Consider the following 21,205-nt stretch of genomic DNA (forward strand, 5'->3'; position numbering starts at 1 on the left):
GCACTGACATGCACGGGTTTTACTCGCCCCTTGTGTAACGGCGTCGCTGACGAGCGAAATTATTTTTTGCCGCTCTGGAAGAGGTGTCAGCCTTCCTCGCTGTTGTCCCAGAGGGCATTGAACTTTTCCCTTAATATCAGGAGCGCAGCAGCTTCAGCCAGCGCTTTATTCTTGCGTTGAAGCTCTTTCTCCAGTTCCCGTAATTTACTCCGGGCTTCACGCAGTTCCTTATCGGCACGACGGTTTTGTGTGAGTTTAATCTCATGGGCTTGAATAGAGATAACCTGCCATTCTTTGACCTGCTCGACGAAAAGTCCCATACGTCGGCAATAGTCAGCCAACTCCATTTCCGACAATGTTGCTGTTTCAAGCACAACTGAAAATCGTCGTTCAGGCGTCCACTCATCACTGTCAGCAGAGGAAACCTTTTCGTTTTCAGGTAATAAACCGCGTTCCACCAGTTCACATCTCCATTTTGATACAACAGAAGGGCTGATATCCAGTTTACGGGCTATCTGTCTGTGGGACCAGCAATAGGGAGGCAGAAGCCAAATAATCCCTTGTTCTTTAACATCAATCGGTACTGCATGTGCAGACATAGTAATTCTCCTTAAAAATTGGGGGCGACAACTATGCTGACACAGGGGGCGGTCACTGTCAGCGCGCATAACACAACCCCCGCGACAAAACCGTGCCCGACTTTCCAACGAGAGGAAGTTAAAGCCCGGACCACTTTAATCTGCGGTTGTACGGACGACAGGGTTTCCTGTGCCACATACATCAGTTGTGGCTGAGATTGTTAAAGAGTCGTGTCCTCAATAGACGATACAGCGGCAGGAGACAGGGATACCTCCTGCGCCAGACTCTCCAATCGCCGCGCACTGTTGTGAAACTGTACCCGGAGGTTGTCGAGTTTACTCACATGTTTCAGTTCCAGACGTTGAAGGACTTCGCACAGATGCGCCAGCCCCTTTTCTGTGCGATAAATCAGCGGCAGGTCGATATAAGAGAAAACACAGGTCCGCAGTACCTGTTGCAGACGGACAACCAGCCAGGCCAATATCTCCACCCGCACATGCGTCGGTTGAGGCCAGAATTGTGACCACTGATGGCTCACTAACCCGTCAATCAGGGCCAATCCTTCCTCAATACCGGCTAATCCGGCCCGCTGTGCACGGGCCAGTGTGTACCAGGCCGCACTTTGCAGCTCGACGCCATTTAAACGAAATAGCGCCAGGCAAAGCTGCTCAACCCTGGCCCAGTCAACATCTGACCGGGCCGGATGGCTCAGTTTGCTCATTTCTTCTTTCAGTGCACTGAATTCAGGCCGTGCACGCGGGTCATCCCCCGTATATACGGCGTAACCGGATGAAATTGCGGCCATAACATGTAGCCTCTGTTGCGTGATTAATACAGGCCAGAAAGGCCAACCCAAATAGCCTGATGAAACAAAAAATTAATCTATCCGCCCTTGCTGGCGTAAATGGCGGATCAAGACTTGCCCTTCCGGCACAAACTCCGTGCTAAAACGCACTAATCCCACGCCTTTCAATTCCGCATTGATGTCATAACGCAGATGCGCCGGTTCAAGCATCGGCAGTAACGTAACAGTGACCTGCTTCAAACGCGGCTCATAAGTCAACAGCGTATGCTCGATCGTCGCGATCAGACGCTGTGACGACGCAGGCAGCTCTTGCAAAATAATGCTGAGATCAGGCAAACCATAATCCGGCAGATGAGCGAGCGTTCCCGCCCGACAGTTGAGGACACGCTGCATATTGTCCAGTACCGACAAAATCACCTGCTGCTCTTCACTGACTTGGGACAATGCCAGGCCACCGGTAAAGCTCCCCTTCAGGCGGTCATACAGGGAGGGCCTTTTCGTTTTCGTCTTCATTTTCATCTCATTCATTCCTTCTCAGGTAACAGGGTCAGACCGTCGGTATTCAGCTCAATAATCCGAGGCTTATCCGGTAACAGCTCACGACGTTTTATTATCCGGCGCCAAGTCCCTTTAGACAGGTCTGGCGTTCTAAACAGCCCCACCACCGCCACGTATTTCGCCTGAGCGGCCATCGGCATATCCAGAGACGCATGACCGCCCGGTTTTACCACCACCTCCTGACTCGCCAAACAGTCGGCACTGAGTACCCGGTCGCCGTCATTCAACAAGTCTGCATAATCCGCCGCGGTTATCGCTTTATTATCCCGTAATTGATAGACACGTACCAATGTGGGGACAGACAGGGCAACACTTTCCCCCCCATCCGTATTGACCGCAGCCCGTGGGATAAAATCCAGATGCAGCGTCTTGATTTGCTGATAGAACAGGGATTGCGTGACCGAGACCGCACCATCGGTCACTGTCTGAGTCAAGCCGCAGCCAGTCAGCAACAGTATTATCGCCGCTATCAACGGTACGGTTTTATAAAAAGACATAGTTAACATGGTGTCCTCCTTTATTTTCATGGTTGTCTGGCGTAATGCCCCGATAATTCCCCACATTCACGGTAATGTTGTCAGGCACTGTCGTCAGATGCGGTTCAGCCTTGAGTCCTAACACACCGGTCAACCCCAACTGAACGGGAGGGCCCCCCAATACTGGGGGCGGCAATATCCGCGTCGGCAGGGTTAATTGCAATCTGGCCGGGTAACGCCAGCCCAGATAAACCCGCAGCAATACCTGAAAATCAGTGTGCAACTGCCCACCCGGCAACCAGCCTTGCACCTCCTCCCAACAATCCGTGTGCAGTACCACCAATAGCTGACTGTTAATATCGATGCCCATTCTGCCCAGCACCGTGCGCTGCGACAGAGAAATCTGCTGCATATCTGAAAACCCCGCCGGGTGCATCAGAGGGATCTGCCGTGGGCAACAAGGTGTCACCACAGTACGGGTCTTCGGGGCCAATAACGTCACCAGTGCCGAGACGCCTTCAGCGGTACGCGTCGGCAGACGCATCACACTGAGCAGCGCCAAAAAACGGGACACCGGCGTCGTAATATGCTGCCGGCTGCCCGGTATGCCTAAGCCAATCAGCCCCAACAAACACTGAGACGTCCCATCCGTTCCCCCAGCCGCAAAGGTTGCCGGGTAGGAGGAATATTTGCGCCAGATACGGTAGAACTGAGTGAATGTCCGGTGATTGAAAATATCCAGAAAGGCTTCAATCGCTTCATGCCCTTCCTGACACTGGGTAATATCATCCAGATAAGCGGTCGGCAACGGAGAATCCACCCCGTACAGCCCCATAAACGTGGTTCTGGCTGTCGGTGGACGGTCCGGGCATTCGGGGTCGGTTTCTATCGCTTTCAGCTCGCTAACCGGAAAGCCCATCCCCGGATGAGGCCGGAAACGTATCACATCATCGGCAGGGTTATCTGTACTGCCCAGCGGAGGCCTGTCAGGAACAGCACGCTCAATTGTCTGACAGAATGAGTAGAAATCGAGGGTCGATATATTGGCTTTCAGTGTGGCCATCAGCCGGGAATGCGCGTGCAGTGTCTTTCTTCCCATAACAGTCGTTCCCCTGTGGGTTGCAAAATCAACGTGAGCCGGTTAAACAGATGGATATCGGTGTACAGGGCAAAGAAGCGACTGAGCATTTCACCGAACAGGCAGATATCACCGGTGCCGGAGAACCCCTGGCTATCCAGCGTGACTTCAATGTGCACACCCCGGCGCAGATACCCCTGTTCAAACCGCTCAATAAGCGAATGTTTCACCGCCACAATCGCAGCCAGACGACGGGTATTCATCTCATTATCGGTCCAGTCATACAGCGCCAGCGTGCCGCGCAGCACATCCGGGTTATCCATCATACTGAGAAAGTTGGAGCCGAGATGACTGAGTATTCGCCAATGGAAGCGGTCCTGGTTCGGCGGATAACAGGGCAATGTCGGCTCACACAGATTACGCACGATCAGTCCCGCCAGTGGAGGATTAATCGCCGTATCCAGCAGCGTATCCTGTAACGCCCGGCGAGGCAGTTGTCCATTAGTGCCGGTCAGGGTCAGTGACAGGTTTTCTTCATACGGTTTATCATCATCAAAATCTTCCCCACCCAGGATAAGCCAGGTGTCATACAGCCCTGAGGGTCCCCGTTTCACCCGGGTATGGTAGTAACGTTCCGGTGCCTCATGCCGCATCATGCCCCCTTTATGGCGGAAACTACTGAACGGCACATACGTTTGATGACCAACACGTTCCGAAGACACCACCGCATCCACCGAATAAATCTCGATATGCCCGTCCTGAAGGCGCATCGGGCGCAGCAGATATTCAGTCTGTAGCGGTGACAACCGCAAGGGGTCGGACTCCAGCGAAAACAAGTTAATGACCGGAGAGCAGTGCAAACGGATATTCTCCGCAGAAAACGGCTGATCACCGGGCCAGCTTTCACTCAGCGCCACCTCCAGCTCAAACCACGGTGTCCTGTCGGGGATCGTCAGCGTTTCCAGTCCGCAGAGCGCCACAAACATAAATTTTTCCCGGAAGGTGAAATACTCCAGCAGCAGTTGATAACCACTGAATGCACTTTCCCCTTTCGGCCACAACCTTTCCGCGTCTCCAAATCCCAGCGGTGAGAACCCGCCATCAAACGGCTGCCGATCAGGCTGGCCGGGCAGACGCAGATAAAGCTGTTGTGTCTGAAGCGTGAACGCCCGATGCAATGCACAGGCCAGCGGACTATCCGCATTCAGGTACAGCGGCAAACAGCGCAAATCAACCTGACGCCAATCCACCCTCGTCCCACAGTCAAAACGCAACCGGATAACAGAACGGCCATCCGGTTCAGCCTGAAAAGCAGCCGCAGTGAGTGACAGGGGCAACAGTTGAACCGCCTGAGTGGTGGTATAGCGGCAGCGGGTTCCATGCAGACCAATCGGCTGCGACAGCACTTCAAATCCCTTTTCCACCGGCTCGGATTTTTTCATCTGCGCCCAATCCGGGGCCAGCTCAACAATCGACATAGAAGGAATGGTGCGCAAATAATGCGGCCACAACAGACTGACCAGCCCTTCCGTTAACTCCGGCAGGTCATCATCCAGCTTTTCGCGCAGACGCCCCATCAAAAAAGCAAAGCCTTCAAGCAGACGTTCCACAAAAGGGTCACGGATACTGACCCTATCCAGATTGAGCATTGCGGCCCGATCGGGATAAGCCTGAGCAAACTCTTTGCCTGCTTCACGCAGGTAACGCATTTCTGCCTCGTAATAGCGCAGGGTTAAATCATCCATCGCATTGTCCTCAAGAAAGGGAATAAAAATAGATCAGCCGCACAGCACTGCGGCTCTAACCGGGTCAATCGCGACCAAGCCCGCCAACAGGGTCTCCATACGTTGAGCCAACTGTGGCTTATCCTGTTCACTGCGCTGGGCTTTCATCCGCAGCAACTTAAGCAGACTCGCTTTTACCTCAAACATCAGGGCCGGCTCCCATTCGCCAAGACGCAGTGACTCATCGGCGTTTAACTCAGTCAACAGATGCAGAGCGACTTCATTTTTGCCGTATTGTTCCGCGACTCGCGCCATCAACAAGCGCTGTAACCAACGGTGACGCGCCCCATTGATACCCGGCAATTGCCCCAACCACGACAATGCGGCATTGATGCCTTCGCTGTCCGCCAGTTGCAGCGCCTCCGGCTCCAACGCTAAAACATCATCATCGTACCGGGGTTGGGCCAACGCATGCGCAAACGACCCGTCCGCCTTAACATCATGAACCTGTTGGGTTATCCAGCCGGCAGTCACTTCATCCGCAAAAGGCGTCCCGTCGTCATATGTCAGATTTTCCAGCCCCGACAACCGTTCAAGCAGCATTCTCAAGTCCTGTTTCACTATCTCAGTCCAACCTTCATAGTCGCCGCCCAACCGACTCAAGGCCTGACAGAGATACCACTGTAAATCCAGCCAGAAATGATTAACCCCTTCCGCGAACATCCGCTCGGCCTGTTCCAATAATTCATGCCAGCTTTGCTGCCGATAAAGCCGTTTTAACTGCCCGCGGTATTCCTTACGGGGTGGCAGCAGACGGGTACGCCCGTTGTCATCCTGTGGGGGCAACTGATGCACCGTATCCCAACGCAGACTTTTCATCAGACGGTGGCTGGATAACCAACCTCGCGGCTGGTCACGCAGATAGCGCGCCAGTTCACGAGCCTGTTCCAGCAAGTCGCGTCCGGATTGGACCGGACGCCATACCGGCGATGCCTTCCGGGGGGACGGATTGTCTTGCATCACCGGTAATGGTGCCTGAGCGGTCGTTTGTGGCACCACCGCATCCACCCCACCTGACTGAGCCAGCCGGTTTTCCAGTATTGTTACCCATTCGGTCAGCGAGGGACGAGCATCTTCATCCCAGGTAGCAAACACCTGTTCCAGTAACGCCAGCGACGCCAGAATGTGTTCGAAATCCACCCGATTGACTTCAGGATAAAGCGACAGACTGTCCTGAATTTTGGTTCCCGTCAGCCATTCCAGCGCGGCTTTACGACTGCTGGCGCGCCTGGGTAGCAACCCATCACCAAAACGGTCTGTCAGTGCGGCCAATAACCCCAGCCCTTCCGCCAGGCCACGTTCCCCTTCCTGATGCAGACGCGCCCACACATAATAGGTTGCTACCCGGACATCTTTACAATGCGTAGTCAGCAATGCTTCCGCCAGTTCACCGATAAGCGCGGTATCAATGCCGCTAAGTTTGTTGACCTCTTCACGCAGACGCTGAAAATCATCGTCATAGCCAGGGTCCGTACCCACTGGGTTATCCGGGGTAATGGGGGCCAGCCACTTTTCCCACCGGCCGGCCTGTTCACGAGCCAGTGCCGACACATCACGCCCATCCAGACAGGCCATTATCAATCGTTGCAGCATCTATTCCGCCTCCCCATCACCGTCATCGGTCACTGACACGTTCATGTCACTGCCTGGGGTGACCTCAAAGAGGTTTTCCGGCAACTTAAATCCCCGCAGTTTCAGCAACGCCAGTGGCCCGCGGCCCATTTCCGTGCGCAAAATCCAGGTCAGCGGTAATCCGTCCGGCGCGACAAACGTCAGTTGATAGCGGCTTTCATCCAGTTTTTCCGCTTTCGCCTGCGCCAGCCAGCGGATAAGCCCCCAGTTCCCCGGATAATCACCAAACAAACGCGCCCCCGCATTCACACTCGTCCAGGTCAGCATCACCCCCGGTTTGTAAGTGTCACCCGGCCAGCGAAAACGCTGCCAGCTTTCCCTCTGGTTGAAGTAACGCAATTTCTGCCCGTCTATCGTCAGGTCGGTTTCCACCACATCCCGCGCCGCTCGCGCCCGCAGGTCAAACTGCAACCCCTGACGGCCATCGGCAAACAGCAGGTCCGATAACTGACTGAGCTGAGACACGGCTTGCAGGAATTGCGGGTTAAAATGCAATCCCTGACTGTTCACCTCATCCGGGACCCAACGGTTGCCCTCTTTATGCAGTATCCCGCCTAACTCACGGGTCAGAAACTGCTCAATCCGCCCGGTGTCCGACCGGATAAACTGCCCCAGCATCGGCAACGAGACGTCGCTGTCTCCGCCGGCAAACGGGTAACGCCCGGCAAAGGCCGTATTCCAGTTCGCCACTATCGCGGTCTGCCACTGCGCATTCAGACTGGCCGCAGACGGTTGCAGTATCCCCTGCCACGCCTGGGTTAACGGCTGAACAAACACCGCCTGACCAAAACCGTTCCATTGTGAGCCCAGACTGGCCGCCATCAGACGGCCGTAACCCTGCGTCTCCGTCAGGTCCGCGCTTTTTCCCTGAAACACCGTCTGGGCCAGCCGCTTCGCCCTCTCCGGCGGGTCATCACTGGTGGTCATCTGTTGCAGTTTCAGGCGCACCTGGGTGACGCGGGTCAGAAAGGTGGGTAGGTTAAGGGCACTGTCTGCCGTCAGCCCGCTTTGCGGATTATTTTTCCCCATCAGCGCCAGTAACGGACCGAAGGTGCTGTCCATCGGCCCGGTCAGTTCGCGGGCTTGCCGGTCAATCACCGGTACCGCCGTTTTATTCAGCAACGTCTTAGCGGATTTCATCAGTGACGCCGATAACGCCGGGTCCTGTTGCCCCGCCTGTCCCTGATACGCCACGGTGTCCATCAACGCTATCAGCGGGGACTGGCGCTCATCCGCCATCAGGGTTAACTGGTCTGTCACCTCGGCCAGATTACGCGCTTTATGCCAGCGCAGGCTGTTGAGAAAATCCTGCCAGGCCCCGGCAAAATCGGTAAAGTAACGCGCGGTCAGGCGGGCTTTCAGCTCTGCCGGTGAGGCGGCGGCCGGGACCGCCTGACGGTTATCGCTCAGCACCCAGTCAATCGCTTCCTTGCGTGAGGCCACTGCCTCATCAATCGCTTTCTGTATCTGCCCTTCCCACGCCTGACGGGTAAACATCCCCGGCACCCCCTGCGGGGTGGTAAACAACCGTTCCGCTTCAGTGTCGCCGGTCATTTGCCTTAAGGTCAGGTCGGCATAATCCTTCTCGACAGATTGCAGCATCTGCTGGTAGAGCCTGGCTTCGGCATTCTGCCGCCCTATCTGTGTCAGCAGTATCTGGCGCACCTGCCTGACTAAATCCGTATCCGCGGTTATCCGCCATTCCGGGTGGGCAGACAGATTTTGCGCGTAAAAATCCCATAAATCCGGAGCCGTACTCTGCCACACCCCGGCAGCCACACCAGCACGGGCCGGTTCATTGTCACGGAGTATTCGGGTTAAAAACGCCGCATTCGCTTTCGCCGGGTGTGCCATCATCAGATAGGCTTTAAGCTGGTCATGCGTGGCCTGCGCCCGACTGAGACGCTGCGGACTGGCCGGGGGCAGAGCCACCAGTGCGCTCAGTTTCTGGTGCAATAACGCCGCCGCTTTATCCCGTATCAGCCGATTATTCCGCTCAGTGTAAGCCGGCATCACCCGCGTCAGCAGCGCCGCATTCTGATCCAGACCGAAACGCTGATACCAGGGTGCCCCGTGTTCGACCCGGGATTGCAACCGGCCCACTTCATTGCGCAGGGCTTTTAAGGCCATCAATTGGGCACCAGACGCCGCCGGATGGACATTGAGGCCGGCCACGGCCGCCTGGACCACCGCTATCTGATCACGGTTGGTGAAAAAGGACAGCAGACTGCCAGCTCCCCACAACAACGCCAGCGCCATCAGGCCGTGATAAACCTGCTGTTTTCGGATCACCCCCATCCGCCTGCCGGAGGCTCTCCGGCTGTCACTGAGGACCCCCTGCCACACCGGATCGGGCAGCCAGCTCTGTGGCGCGCCGTCTTTGTGTACACTGACCGGCAAACTGAACATCAGACCGCGCAGCAAGACCGCGTCGGCATATTCCTGTAACAGCGGGGTCAACACCTGACGCCAGTGGGTCATGCCCTTTTGCTCTAAAGTTGACGCCAGCCGATACAGAAAATCATGGGCGGTCTTCGCCAGTAATTGCTGCATCCCCTGTTTGCGCATCGGGTTAATGAGCGGTTGCAATTGGGCGGTCACGTCTTCCGGCGAACAACGTTCAGGAAAAAAACAGCCCACCGGCTGAGTCAACCTCTCTTCCTGCGACCAGATGCTGTGGCACACCTGCCACAGATAAATCGGTGCCTGCCAGCGTAACTGCTGGGCCTGTTTCTGTAACATCCGCAGCGCCTTATCCATCAGAACCGGCTCGGCACTCTGGTTTTCGGTCAGCGCCCAAACCACGCCATTGAGGGGCCGGTAACGACGCAACCGGCACAGGGCCGCCAGCTGGGCGGCATCCGGCTCGGCCTGTAAACTGCCGCCGTACAACAACAGGGTGCGGTAGCCCTCCAGCCAGTGTTGTGTGGTCAGCCCCGGCGCAATCGCCTCCACCTGTTCCACCTCACCCATCACCAGCAAAATACGCACCTTGTACCCCCAGAGCCACCCGTAACGACGGTGCAGACGGGCACCTAATTCATCGTAATCAAACTGTTTACTGATCGGAGCATCCAACTGTGGACCCGGCTCAGTCTCCGTCACTTTATGTTTGACAAACAAGGTCACCGTAATAAACCCCAGCATACTCATCAGCAAGATGAGTACCCAGGCAGACCCACAGATAAGCCACAGACGATGTAGTGTTGCGGTATCCGTGGCACGCTGCTCCCCCCAGATCCACCATCCCAGACCGACGAATGTCACCAGCAGGGTAATGACGGCAACCAGTAAGATAAGCGTATTCACCACCGAAATGGGCGGTAATTTATTCTCTTGCTGTTCCATAAGGCTTCACTATTCCCAAAGCTAAAGTATGTTGAGGATCACGGGCGAGCCATCCACAGGGCTGGCCGGTGTTTTCTGCCGAGATAGCTGCCAGTGTTTGCACCACTACCGCTTCCATCCCATCAAGATTGCCCCAGTTGAGATCCTGCACCTGTTGTTTGATATTCCAGCCGATCTTTTCCAGTGCGGGCCTGTCTGACTGAGAAAACAGGAAACAGGTTTCCGGTGATGCCGTGATATCCGCCTGCGCCAACGCCCGAGCCGCCACCTCAACCACGTTTTCATCATGCTGGGCATGAAAAAATTCACCCCGGGTAAAACGGATGTTGCCCTGTTTTTTCAGTAACCAGATAAAAGCCGCTTCCCCTGCCGGCAAGTCTGTCTCCGCTTCACCGGGCACACACTGCACCCCCGCACACAAAACAACCGTCTGGAGATCAGCGGGGGCATTGAGCAAATCAACCATTTCATCCAGTGTGTCTATTCCGAGCCAGCGTTGCGGCTGCTCAGGTAACTCCACCCCGGGAAACCGTTCGGCCATCTGGGCGCTAAATTCCTGCCAGGCGGTAACCGAACCCAACCAGTAACAGCGTAATGGCGTACAACGCAACGGCGGCTGATCCTGTCGCTGTTTCTGCCACTGATTCACCGCGACTGTCGCCAGTTGTGCTTCCCGTTGTACGATATCGGCAACAAAAGAACGCAGCAGACGCACCACCGGACTCTGTGCCTCCCGGACGGATTCTGGGCGACGGTGAGACTGATTAATGACACCGAGCCACTGCGCCGGTGTGCTGCCCAGTGCACCCACCAGCACATATTCTGCCAGGGCAACCTGTTGCCGGTGTTTATGCCACCAACGTTGCTGTGCCGCCTTAACCTGTTGCTGATAAATCCAGGCGTTATGCCGGGCCAGGCGGTAAAACAGCCAACGTAATAACAGACACAACAGCCATAATGCCGCCAGCGCCGGGATCAGGGCGTACAACCCGAAAACAGCCCCCTGCGCCGGGCGCATCAGGGCCACGCCGTTGCTGGTCAGCATTAACCCCCCGAGCCCCACCGCCGCCCAGCGTTTAAAACGAGGCGCTGATGCCTGCCGATAAGGCGAAAAAACCGGTATCTGCTTCATGATCCCACCTGATAATCGGGGCATGAACTGACCAGCGTGCAACCACAACCGCAACGATGTCCATGCAACGCTACCGGCTGACCGTCGATCAGGCAGGTCGCACTGCCTTCCACAATCGTAGTCATGCCGTGGCGGTTACAGCTGACCGGATCACCCTGACAGGCGATCGGTTTATCAAAACACAGGTAATGCCCGGACAAAACCTGACCACCGTATTCACGCAGGCTGTCGCCCTGACGGATCACATTTTTCATTTTGAGGGTCCTTAACTGCGCTGGGCAGGCAAATCCAGCGTTTTTCCGGCCCAGCGGGCTTGCAGCTTAGCTTTGGTGATTTGCATGCGTTGCTCTTCAATTAACTGTCGCTGTTGGCTGGACGCCTCACCCACATGATGAGTAAACGCCTGCGCCTGTTCCGCATCGGGTGACATCGGGATCCGCTCACCGGTCAGGCGATCCCACGCACTGACGTCCAGTTTAATCACCGGGGCCGATACGCCGTCGACCGCCTCCGACAGCAGGTTACCGACCTTTTTCCGTTTAAAGATAAACAGGGCGCTACCAACCGGGTTCGCGGCCCCGACCACATTGCCCGCTACCGTCAGCAACGACTGCGGTTTGTTGCATGTGCTTCCCGCATAAATCACCCGGTAGCGGAAATAGCCGCCCCACGGCTCGCGCGCATCCAACGTCGAGTACATAAACCAGGCGCGGGAATCATGCACCTGATCATCATACAGCGCCCGTAACAGCGCTTCCGGCGTCGCCTGCTGGCCGGCATTACCTGTCGGTGCAAAAAGACGTTTGACTAACGCCTCACCGGCGGCTTTCATCTGCCGGTATTCCGCGATTTCATCATCACAGCTCAGCAGGTAAATGGTGTTGTACGGGATGGTATCTAAGGCCAGTTGCAAGACACTGTGCTGTTCCCGCCACTCTCCCCGATAGTCACGGTCAAATTCCACTGCCGCCTCCTGCAACTGGTTTTTAGCCGTTTCCGGGTCAAAATCCGGGATGCCCGGTGTCGGCAGTGGGGGCTCTCCTCGCATGCCGTTCATCGCGAAGGTCCGCCACTGGGCTTTACGCTGCTTCTCCACCACATCCTGCTTTTCCTGCCACGCTTTTTGACTCTGTTCGTAGTGAGCCTTATTCGCATCCCGGTCAGGGGCATCGATAAAAAATGGCGTATTTTTCAGCGTGCCGCCGGCATAGCGATTGATGCGCCAGGCGGTCAGCCAGGCCATCTGGTTTTCCATCGCCTGCTCCAGTGCCACGCTGGACCGCACCGGTTCAAAACGGACCGCCGCCTCAGCGGAAATCAGCTGCTCCGGGCTATCAAGCCCCAACGTGACTTTACGCCAGGCGTTAAAGCGGTTGACAAGCGGTGTATCAATATCAAATTCATCACCAACATCTGGCGGCATGGAACGCCAAGTATTTTGAGATAATTCTCGTGGCAAAGAATTTTTGGGAACTTTCAGCGGAGCACCAGCTTCAAACGCCGCAGCATACATTTCATGCAAAGCAATCTGTGATAACAAAAGGTTATCCACTTTTCCTCTCGCCTTACCCTGATCGCCCGGTGGATAACCGCCCCCCAAATCAGAATGTACGCCGGGATAAATCACTTCTGTGCTGCCGGTCGGGTAAGTCCCGTCTGAACGACGGATCGAATCCATCGGGAAGCACAGACGCTGTTCATGAGTAGAAACCAGATGCACACAGCGTTTCACCAACCCGCCATAAGTCGCCTCTGCGGGTAATTCCTGCGTGCCGTCCGCCCAGGCCATATGGCCTTCAGAGACGGGAACAATATGCGCCACCCCCACCGAAGCCACCGTATCAAACAGCCCAAGAAACTCCACGCTGATGGGCAGGTCACCATCCAGATCAGTTTCACCTTTATGTTGCAGACACTGCGCCGGTTTCTGGCTCTCTCCTTTTGGTGGCGGCAACAGTTCGGCCAGCCAGTTCACAAAAGCCCGTGCCTCCGCAGCCCCACGGGAAAAACCATACACATACAGTTTCATCCCCAGTAACTTAGACTTGCCTCGCCCCGGCTGGCTGCGCGCTATTTTCAGTTCGCGTTTTAAGCGGGAAAATTGCTGATAAAACTCCGCATAACGGTTATAAACGCCACCAAAACCCAGGGTGTGCCATGAGGTGGCCATCGCTTTAAGGGATTTCAGGCTTTCTTCGTTTGTCATCTGTTTCTGCGTCAGACTAAAACGAAGTACATCAATCAGCCGCAGCAACGCCCAGTTAATCCGATCCTCACCCCGATCAGCAGCAGCCAGCCCCAATGTGCTGTAATCCGGGTCATTAATCTCCGGGAAAGGAGTACCCACCCCGGGAATATAATATTTAAAGTATTGTCCGCCGGTACTTTCGATATCATCCAGCAGCGGCTTACCTGATGCCCCGCCAGCATAGCCCGCCCCAATCGTTGCCCGGAAAAGACGAGCGATATTGGTCGGATGAGGCGGAGTCGACTGATACAGATCGTTATACAAATTATTGCCGGTGCCATCAAAAAACAGGCTGACATGCAAGGTCTTACAGCAGGGTATCTCCACCCGACGATTAGCCGCCAGACAAAGTTCCTGGTGGTAAGCTTTTTCCTGGCTGGTTTGTTGGCGGCAATTTTGCCTGACCAGATAGTCCTGAGCAGGTAACCGCCCTTGTGCCGGAAAGGAGGCCGGTAACCAAACGGTCTCTTGATGATTTATTTCGGACATACTTTCGGCTCCATCATTTTCAAAGGTTCTTTAATCGGGTAGTTGGGGCTGCCATAAGCGTAACAAGAGGTCGTGACTTTAATCTGATCACAGGGTAAGAAATGCACCGTAATCCCACAGGTATCCCCCCCTTTCTGATAATAAGGCATTGGAACTACCTTGCTATGCTGGCGTTTCTGGGCATCGATTTTGTTTTTCCATGCGTGATATTTTTCTCTATCCGCGAAACCGGGAAAACCATCCATTTCCCCTACACCAGTTTCCCAATCTACCTTGACTGTCATCCCTGGCCGCCATTTCTCCGGTGCCACATAACAGCAGCCACCCCCACCACCCTGATATGGCCCGATACTATCGATACCCGGCTGACCATCCACACTGAACCGATTAATCGCCCACTGAGTATGATTAATTGCCACAATCACCCCCGCCTGTGCCGAAAACTGGCTACAGGCAGCTAATAGCAGGCATAAAACTGTCAGCCTGAGTTGTTGCTTTTTCATCTTCTGCTTCCTTTACATCTATTACATCGTGAAAATAATTGAATCAATACCCCGGATTTAGCGCTGCTTTTTGCCCAACCAAACCACCTCTTGATGATTTATTTCGGACATACTTTCGGCTCCATCATTTCCAAAGGTTCTTTAATCGGATAATTCGGGCTGTTGTAAGTGGCGCAGGACGTCGTAACCTTCACTTGATCACAGGGTAAGAAATGCACCGTAATCCCACAGGTGCGCTGGCCGGTATAATCAGGCACCGGTACCACCTTGCTATGCTGGCGTTTCTGGGCATTGATTTTTTTCCTCCATGCCAAATATTCAGCCCGTTTATCGAAACCCGGAAACCCAGCCATGGTTCCCACCCCAGTCTCCCAATCCACCCTGACTGTCATCCCAGGTTGCCATTTTTCCGGCGCCCGATAGCAGCAACCGCCTCCACCGCCCTGATACGGCCCGATACTATCGATACCCAGCTGACCATCCACACTGAACCGATTAATCGCCCAATGAGTATGATTAATCGCCACAATCACCCCCGCCTGTGCCGAAAACTGGCTACAGGCAGCTAATAGCAGGCATAAAACTGTCAGCCTGAGTTGTTGTTTTTTCATCTTTGGGTTCCCTTACATTGACGACAATCTGGATTTGAGATGGCTGAGCACAAAGGATTCTCTGTCATCATCCAGAAAAACAGGCTTATCTGAGGCTTCAATCATCAGGGCATAGCAACCGTTAAACAGTTGAGCAAGGGTCGCTTCCGGGTACTCGCCCCTATTCAGTTGCAGCACAAGACGATGGGCATCAGAGACGCACAAAATATGCTCTAGTTGTTTATCCGTCAGATCGATTTTTTCCCTCGTTTCATTAACCGGGCCCGCATCCCCCTGGCCCCAAACAGAGTGCGGAGCCCCGTCATAATCAAGCCAGCTCCAGAACAGAGCAGGCCGCAGGAATGACTGCTGCTGTTCTGCGTCCAATACATGGGAAAACAGCACCGGAAAAACACGCGGATCAAAAAAACGTAAAATCCCCGCCTGTCCTGAGTGTGCCGCATCGACACACTGTATTAAGCGTTGGGACAGATGACTAAACGACCACGTCGAACCTAAAACCAGCAACAAAGACTGGTCCGCCAGAGACAGAATGATTTCCCGCATCCATTGCCGCTGGTCAGGTTGGGTTAAATCAATCCGGAACAATATCGGGGCCTCATTCACCGCCCTCTCCTCGGGCAACCCCTGAAATAATGAACACCAGTCAATCTCAGGCGAAAAACTTTGCAGGGCCGGGATCAGGGAAAACTCGCCGCCAGATTGATCCACAATCATATCGATATAGGAGAGATGCGCCTCCGTAACAGACGCTTCTAGTGAGGCGATCCAGTCAGTTATTTGAACGCGATTCATTGGTCAACTCCTCAGTACAAACCCTTTCGCCAATTCCTGCGCTTTTTTTAAACACTCTATACACACCGATTCTGGCAGGTCGGGTAACGGAAAATCCTGTTTTGCCGGCGACGCCATTTTGTGCTGCCCTTTCAGGCTTAACAGACCCGGCCCGTGGATTTCAATTTCGCCTTCCGGTGACAGGCGGATATACGCGCCGCCACACGCCAGTGTCAGGCCATTTTTGGCGGTAATCTGTACATGCCCTTGCGTTGAATTGACGGTGACATCGTTTAACGCCGTCAGACCTAACGCCTCACCGTGGGATTCAATGGTGAGCGGCCCTTTTCCCGACACCAGACGCATTCCCTCAGTTTGCGCCAGCAAAGAAATGGCCTGAGTCGCATTCACCCCAATCCGGCTGGCACTGGCAACATGCACATCGCCCGCACTTTGAGCATAAAGCGCCTGACCACTTTGCAGCATGACAGCCTCAGGGCTGACCAGACCGATGCCCGTCGGAGCACTCAGTAACATCGCCGCGGTTTTCAGTTGCTCGACCCCCTGCAAATAGGTTTTAAGACTGTTGGTATCCGGCTGATAATTCAGATGGGTTTTCGTTACTGTTCCCCATTCCATCGCCTGATTCACCGCCCCTTTGACCAGACTGATGGCCGAAGTCATCTCCAACACTTCGCCACCTGCATTGGCCTGTTTATCCGCACTGATAAACAACCCCTTACCGGCCCGAATCGCTCCCCAGTCGTCGGTCCGCAGTTCAAAACCTTCCCCCCGTTTATCCGGGTGCGGACGCTGACTATCAACCAGATGCCCCAGGTTAAGCTGGCTCTTACCGCCGTAGTCGGTACTCAGTTTGATGTGCTCCCGACCGCGTTCGTCATCCATCCGCAGTTTGTTATTCGCCGGGGTACGCAGGACGTTGCGTTTGTAGTTGTACAGGGTGACGTGATCCGGGTGTTTTGAGTCATGCAGCGCATGGGCGATATAGGGCCGATCCGGATCGCCCCCTTCAAACGCAATCGCCACCTCGGTCCCTTCCAGCAACGGCCAGTGAAAACCGTAGGTGTCGCCCGCGTAAGGACGCGCTAACCGGACCCACAGGCTTTCTCCCCCCTGCGGCCATTCCGCCCGGTCAAAGTCAAACACCACTTTATACAACCCGTCTTTATCAATATCCCCGTACACGTCGTTCACGGTGCTGCTGCTTACCCTCGCCGGCAATGTGCCCGCTATCCGGGGTTTCGGGATTAATTCAGGCCGAAAGCAGACGTTTTCCGCATAGGGGATCGCAGTGAACGCCATTTCAAAACTTTTATCCCGCCGCGCACTGCTGCTAATGCCGGTTATCACCGCCCCCTGACGGAAAGCGTCCGGGGCCTCCCCCCTGACTTTCAATTCCTGGCCCGGTAACAGGGTCGCCGACGTTGTCAAACCCCGCAGCTGGGTCTGTCGATTCAGGTAACGTTCATGGTGCAGCCGGGCATAGAACACCCCGCTTTCCACTGCCGGCTCCAGCGCATAACGGTTACCCAGTACCCGGTAGTTATCCCGGTAATGGTATGCTTCGCCATACAGGGTCTCATCGCCCCGCGTCACATCCACGCCGGCATCCATCCCGTACTGAGTCAGCGCATCACGGTAGTTGTAATCCCGGGTCAACACCTTCCCTTCGACTACCTGATGCGCGGTTTCCAGACCCCACACCGCGTCTTCCTCCCCGCCGTGCATGCCTGACGGCGAGCGGGCCAACATAGAGACATTAAACTGGTAGTGGCGCTGCTTGTCGTAAAATTCCACCACGTCAATTTTCAGCCGATCGTCCGCGGTCAGTTTGTACCAGATCCCCACTTCCGCCAGCAGTCGCTGTATAAAACGCAGGTCATCTTCGTCGTATTGCATCACCTGTTCCCGCTTCGGGTAGGGGTACGCCAGGGTGAATAAGAAATCCTGCCCGCGAAAACCGTGACGTTCACGCAGGATTTTTTCTACGATTTCCGGCACCGACATCTTCTGATAAATGGCGGACTGGCGGCTTCTCGACAACAGCGCCAGCCGCGGCTCCAGGGTCACTTCATAACGGCTTTCGTCATGCGAGGTGGACAACAGCTTAAATCCGCTAATCACCCCGTAGATCGTGCGCAACGGGGCGGGCGGTATCACCGGCATGCCCCGCATCCCCGGATTAATCGCCGGTGACGTCAGGGTAAACGCGGCGTCCCGCATCAGCATCTGCGCCGGTTCGATATCCTTCACCGGGCTGGTGAATTCAATGGCGTAACGAAAAGGCCGGCTTAAAAACTCCTGCCCGCTAAACGCCACGACATCCAGCGGCGCGGTATTCTTCCGCACGTTCAGTTTGTAGCGGCTGTGATCAAAGATGATCATGGCTGTTGAATCGTTCATGGCTGGTTCTCCGTTCTGTCGGTTTCAGTGAAGGTCAGAGTGATATCGCCGGTGTCATCGACACCCACTCTTACACCAGCAGGTTGATGGTGGTGTGCCAGACGCTCCAACAACGCCTGCGATAACACCGGTAAAATTTGCTGGCTGAGCAGGCTGTCAATATTGCGGGCGCCACTGTCCGGTAGCAGGCAGGCATTTACCAATGTGTCACAAACGCCCCTTTCCACCGTGCAGGTCAGGCCATAATGGGTATGCAGACGCCGGGTGACCTGCCCCAGTTTGATGTCCACAATGCGCCTGAGTGCCTCCGCCGATAACGGACGGTAAATGACGGTCTGGAAACGCGCCAGCAGGGCCGGCTGGAAGTGGTCGCGCAGAATGGGATGTAACAACTCATGTAACAGCGCGGGCGGGGCATCGGGCTGTTGGGCCAATAGCGCCATCAGCGGATCACTGCCCAGATTGGCAGTCATTAATATCACCGTGTGGCGAAAATCAATCTCGCGCCCTTCACCGTCCCGCATAAAACCGCGATCAAACACCTGATAGAACAGGTTCAGCACGTCACGGTGGGCTTTTTCCACTTCATCCAGCAACACGACACTGTAAGGACTCTGGCGTACCGCTTCCGTCAGGATACCTCCCTGCCCGTAACCCACATACCCCGGGGGAGAACCTTTCAACTGGGAAACCGTGTGTGCCTCCTGGTATTCCGACAGGTTAATGGTGATCAGTGAACGCTCGCCCCCAAACAGGCTATCCGCTAAGGCCAGCGCGGTTTCAGTTTTCCCGACCCCGCTCGGCCCAACCAGCAGAAACACCCCCAACGGCCCCTGTTCCGGGGTCAGGCCGGTTTTCGCCGCCCGGAGACGTTGGGCAATGGCCCGCAACGCGGGGGCCTGACCAATAACCCGTTCCGCTAAATGCGATTCCAGATGCAACAGGCCGGTTTGTTCGTCTTTCAGCAAACTGCTTAAGGGAATACCGGTCCAGTCGGCCACCACTGTCGCTACGGTGCGCACATCCACATCCGGTGATAGCAACGGTTGCCCCTGTTGACAGGCCGCCAGCCGCTGTTGTAATGCGGCTAACTCCCCCTGCCGGCTGATGTCCTGCCGAATAGCCAGTAACTGTTGCGTGAGCTGTTTTTCCTGTTGGTACTGCTCCTCCCGTTGTTGCTGTTGCCGGCACAGCTCACCGTGCCGCACCGCAATCTGGGCCAGACGATCAGAACAGGCAGGCTGCCCCAGCGCCCTATCTTCCACTATCGCCTGTTGCTCCACCTCCAGTGCAGTCAATTGAGCCCGGAGCAGCGTCAACGCTTCCGGTACGGTGTCCAAACTCATCCGCACCCGCGCACTGGCGGTATCGAGCAGATCCACCGCTTTATCCGGCAGCTGGCGCCCGGTCAGGTAACGGCGGGATAAGGTGACCGCCGCTTTAACCGCGGCGTCCTGAATATGGACACCATGATGACGGGCATAATGCGCTTTCAGGCCCCGCAGCATCAGGCAGGCGGTTTCATCGTCCGGTTCGTCCACTTTGATCATCTGGAAACGCCGTTCCAGTGCCGCATCCCGTTCAAAATACTGTTTGTATTCCGACCAGGTGGTGGCGGCAAGGGTGCGTAAGGTTCCCCGCGCCAGCGCCGGTTTTAACAGGTTAGCGGCATCCGCGCCGCCCGCCTGATTACCGGTACCAATCAGCGTATGGGCTTCATCAATAAACAGTAAAATCGGGGTCGGTGACTGTTGTACCGCCGCCATCACGTTTTTCAGCCGCTGTTCAAATTCGCCTTTTACCCCGGCTCCTGCCTGCAACAACCCCAGATCCAGCGCCCGCACGCTGACGGTTTTCAGGCTGGCGGGGACATGGCCTTCGGCAATACGCAGGGCCAGTCCTTCCACCAGAGCCGTTTTTCCCACCCCCGGTTCACCGACCAGGATCGGGTTGTTTTTACGCCGGCGCGACAGAATGTCGATCATCTGGCGGATTTCACTGTCACGGCCAAACACCGGATCGATATGGCCTTCTGCCGCTCGGGCCGTGATATCCTGCGTGAATTGGTCCAGAGCGCCCTGTAATGCCGGGGGTAAGGAGGCAGTCTGTCGGGCTGATCCCCCGGTGCCCATTTCCGCTCCGGCAAATTCGGCACCGCTCTCGGTCAGACAAGCCGTGGCCTGTCTTTCCGGACGTTCCTCTGATTGTTGATCCAGCAACGGACGCAGGCGTTGCAGCTGGGTCTCACTCAGACTGAGTAACGGCCAGGTATCCTGAGCACGCCACCATACCGGCTGATTGCACAGCGCCTGCAACAGGTGCACCGAGCGAATAGAGACCGGATCTTCTTCCCGCGACGCAATCAACCAGGCCGCCTGTAACCAATGACACAGAGCTTTCGACAACCGTGGACGCTGATGAAGGCGATGAGGCAGCCGCTCAATCGTTGTGAGCAGCGATTGCCACAGCGCGTCCATCGGCCATTCATAACGTCGGGCAATCACGACCATATCGCCTTCACCAGTTTCAAACAGTTTGAGCAGCCAGTGTTCTACCGTGATCTCAGCCTGTGCCCGTGTCTGGCAAAGCGCCGCCGCCGCGTCCAACGCCCGAGCACAATAGGGATTTAAGCGACGCAATAATGCAGTAGAGACTGTATCCATATCAAGTTCCGGTCATATCATGAGGTCAGGCCACTTCAAGCAGGGGATCACGTTTCGCCATAGCGACCGCACGGCTGAGACGCCTCCGTGATTGCTTGCCC

Annotated in this window: 17 protein-coding genes; all 17 read right to left on the reverse strand. The window is 55.5% G+C overall.

Features of this window, described 5'->3' with window-relative positions; translation table 11 throughout:
- Nucleotides 1-86: 86 nt before the first annotated feature.
- Nucleotides 87-599, reverse strand: coding sequence for a hypothetical protein (locus ACGF5R_RS16285; protein WP_387691765.1), 513 nt, complete (start codon nucleotides 597-599; stop codon nucleotides 87-89).
- Nucleotides 600-610: 11 nt separating this feature from the next.
- Nucleotides 611-781, reverse strand: a complete 171-nt coding sequence (locus ACGF5R_RS16290) for a hypothetical protein (protein ID WP_387691767.1) — start codon at nucleotides 779-781, stop codon at nucleotides 611-613.
- 18 nt (nucleotides 782-799) lie between these two features.
- Nucleotides 800-1,384, reverse strand: a complete 585-nt coding sequence (locus ACGF5R_RS16295) for a type VI secretion system ImpA family N-terminal domain-containing protein (protein ID WP_387691768.1) — start codon at nucleotides 1,382-1,384, stop codon at nucleotides 800-802.
- 72 nt (nucleotides 1,385-1,456) lie between these two features.
- Nucleotides 1,457-1,897, reverse strand: a complete 441-nt coding sequence (gene tssE, locus ACGF5R_RS16300; protein WP_387691834.1) for a type VI secretion system baseplate subunit TssE — start codon at nucleotides 1,895-1,897, stop codon at nucleotides 1,457-1,459.
- Between the two features lie 11 nt (nucleotides 1,898-1,908).
- Nucleotides 1,909-2,448 carry a type VI secretion system lipoprotein TssJ gene (tssJ, locus tag ACGF5R_RS16305; protein ID WP_387691770.1) on the reverse strand — a complete coding sequence of 180 codons (540 nt, stop codon included), beginning with the start codon at nucleotides 2,446-2,448 and terminating at the stop codon, nucleotides 1,909-1,911.
- Nucleotides 2,426-3,517 carry a type VI secretion system baseplate subunit TssG gene (gene tssG, locus ACGF5R_RS16310; RefSeq protein ID WP_387691772.1) on the reverse strand — a complete coding sequence of 364 codons (1,092 nt, stop codon included), beginning with the start codon at nucleotides 3,515-3,517 and terminating at the stop codon, nucleotides 2,426-2,428. The genes tssJ and tssG overlap by 23 nt, the downstream gene beginning before the upstream one ends.
- Entirely contained in the window at nucleotides 3,481-5,241 is a 1,761-nt protein-coding gene (gene tssF, locus ACGF5R_RS16315; RefSeq protein WP_387691774.1) for a type VI secretion system baseplate subunit TssF, read from the reverse strand. The genes tssG and tssF overlap by 37 nt, the downstream gene beginning before the upstream one ends.
- A 33-nt stretch (nucleotides 5,242-5,274) precedes the next feature.
- Nucleotides 5,275-6,873 (reverse strand): type VI secretion system protein TssA, encoded by a 1,599-nt coding sequence (gene tssA, locus ACGF5R_RS16320; protein ID WP_387691776.1) that lies wholly within the window; start codon nucleotides 6,871-6,873, stop codon nucleotides 5,275-5,277.
- Nucleotides 6,874-10,260, reverse strand: a complete 3,387-nt coding sequence (locus tag ACGF5R_RS16325; RefSeq protein ID WP_387691778.1) for an ImcF-related family protein — start codon at nucleotides 10,258-10,260, stop codon at nucleotides 6,874-6,876.
- Complete coding sequence (locus ACGF5R_RS16330) at nucleotides 10,241-11,392, reverse strand: hypothetical protein (RefSeq protein ID WP_387691780.1); 1,152 nt, start codon at nucleotides 11,390-11,392, stop codon at nucleotides 10,241-10,243. The genes ACGF5R_RS16325 and ACGF5R_RS16330 overlap by 20 nt, the downstream gene beginning before the upstream one ends.
- Nucleotides 11,389-11,646 (reverse strand): PAAR domain-containing protein, encoded by a 258-nt coding sequence (locus ACGF5R_RS16335; protein WP_387691782.1) that lies wholly within the window; start codon nucleotides 11,644-11,646, stop codon nucleotides 11,389-11,391. Before ACGF5R_RS16335 ends, ACGF5R_RS16330 begins: the two co-directional genes overlap by 4 nt.
- 11 nt (nucleotides 11,647-11,657) lie before the next feature.
- Nucleotides 11,658-14,129, reverse strand: a complete 2,472-nt coding sequence (locus tag ACGF5R_RS16340; protein ID WP_387691784.1) for a T6SS phospholipase effector Tle1-like catalytic domain-containing protein — start codon at nucleotides 14,127-14,129, stop codon at nucleotides 11,658-11,660.
- A complete protein-coding gene (locus tag ACGF5R_RS16345) occupies nucleotides 14,117-14,632 on the reverse strand; it encodes a DUF3304 domain-containing protein (RefSeq protein ID WP_387691786.1) in 516 nt (171 codons plus the stop codon). Before ACGF5R_RS16345 ends, ACGF5R_RS16340 begins: the two co-directional genes overlap by 13 nt.
- Before the next feature lie 98 nt (nucleotides 14,633-14,730).
- Nucleotides 14,731-15,243 (reverse strand): DUF3304 domain-containing protein, encoded by a 513-nt coding sequence (locus ACGF5R_RS16350; protein WP_387691789.1) that lies wholly within the window; start codon nucleotides 15,241-15,243, stop codon nucleotides 14,731-14,733.
- 12 nt (nucleotides 15,244-15,255) lie between these two features.
- Nucleotides 15,256-16,038, reverse strand: a complete 783-nt coding sequence (locus ACGF5R_RS16355; RefSeq protein ID WP_387691791.1) for a DUF4123 domain-containing protein — start codon at nucleotides 16,036-16,038, stop codon at nucleotides 15,256-15,258.
- Between the two features lie 3 nt (nucleotides 16,039-16,041).
- Complete coding sequence (locus tag ACGF5R_RS16360; protein ID WP_387691794.1) at nucleotides 16,042-18,441, reverse strand: type VI secretion system Vgr family protein; 2,400 nt, start codon at nucleotides 18,439-18,441, stop codon at nucleotides 16,042-16,044.
- On the reverse strand, nucleotides 18,438-21,104 hold the full coding sequence (gene tssH / locus ACGF5R_RS16365) for a type VI secretion system ATPase TssH (protein WP_387691796.1): 2,667 nt from the start codon (nucleotides 21,102-21,104) through the stop codon (nucleotides 18,438-18,440). The genes ACGF5R_RS16360 and tssH overlap by 4 nt, the downstream gene beginning before the upstream one ends.
- Nucleotides 21,105-21,205 lie beyond the last annotated feature (101 nt).

Origin of the sequence: Photorhabdus sp. RM71S, from assembly GCF_042879355.1 — a bacterium.
GTDB classification, from domain to species: Bacteria; Pseudomonadota; Gammaproteobacteria; order Enterobacterales; family Enterobacteriaceae; genus Photorhabdus; species Photorhabdus kayaii.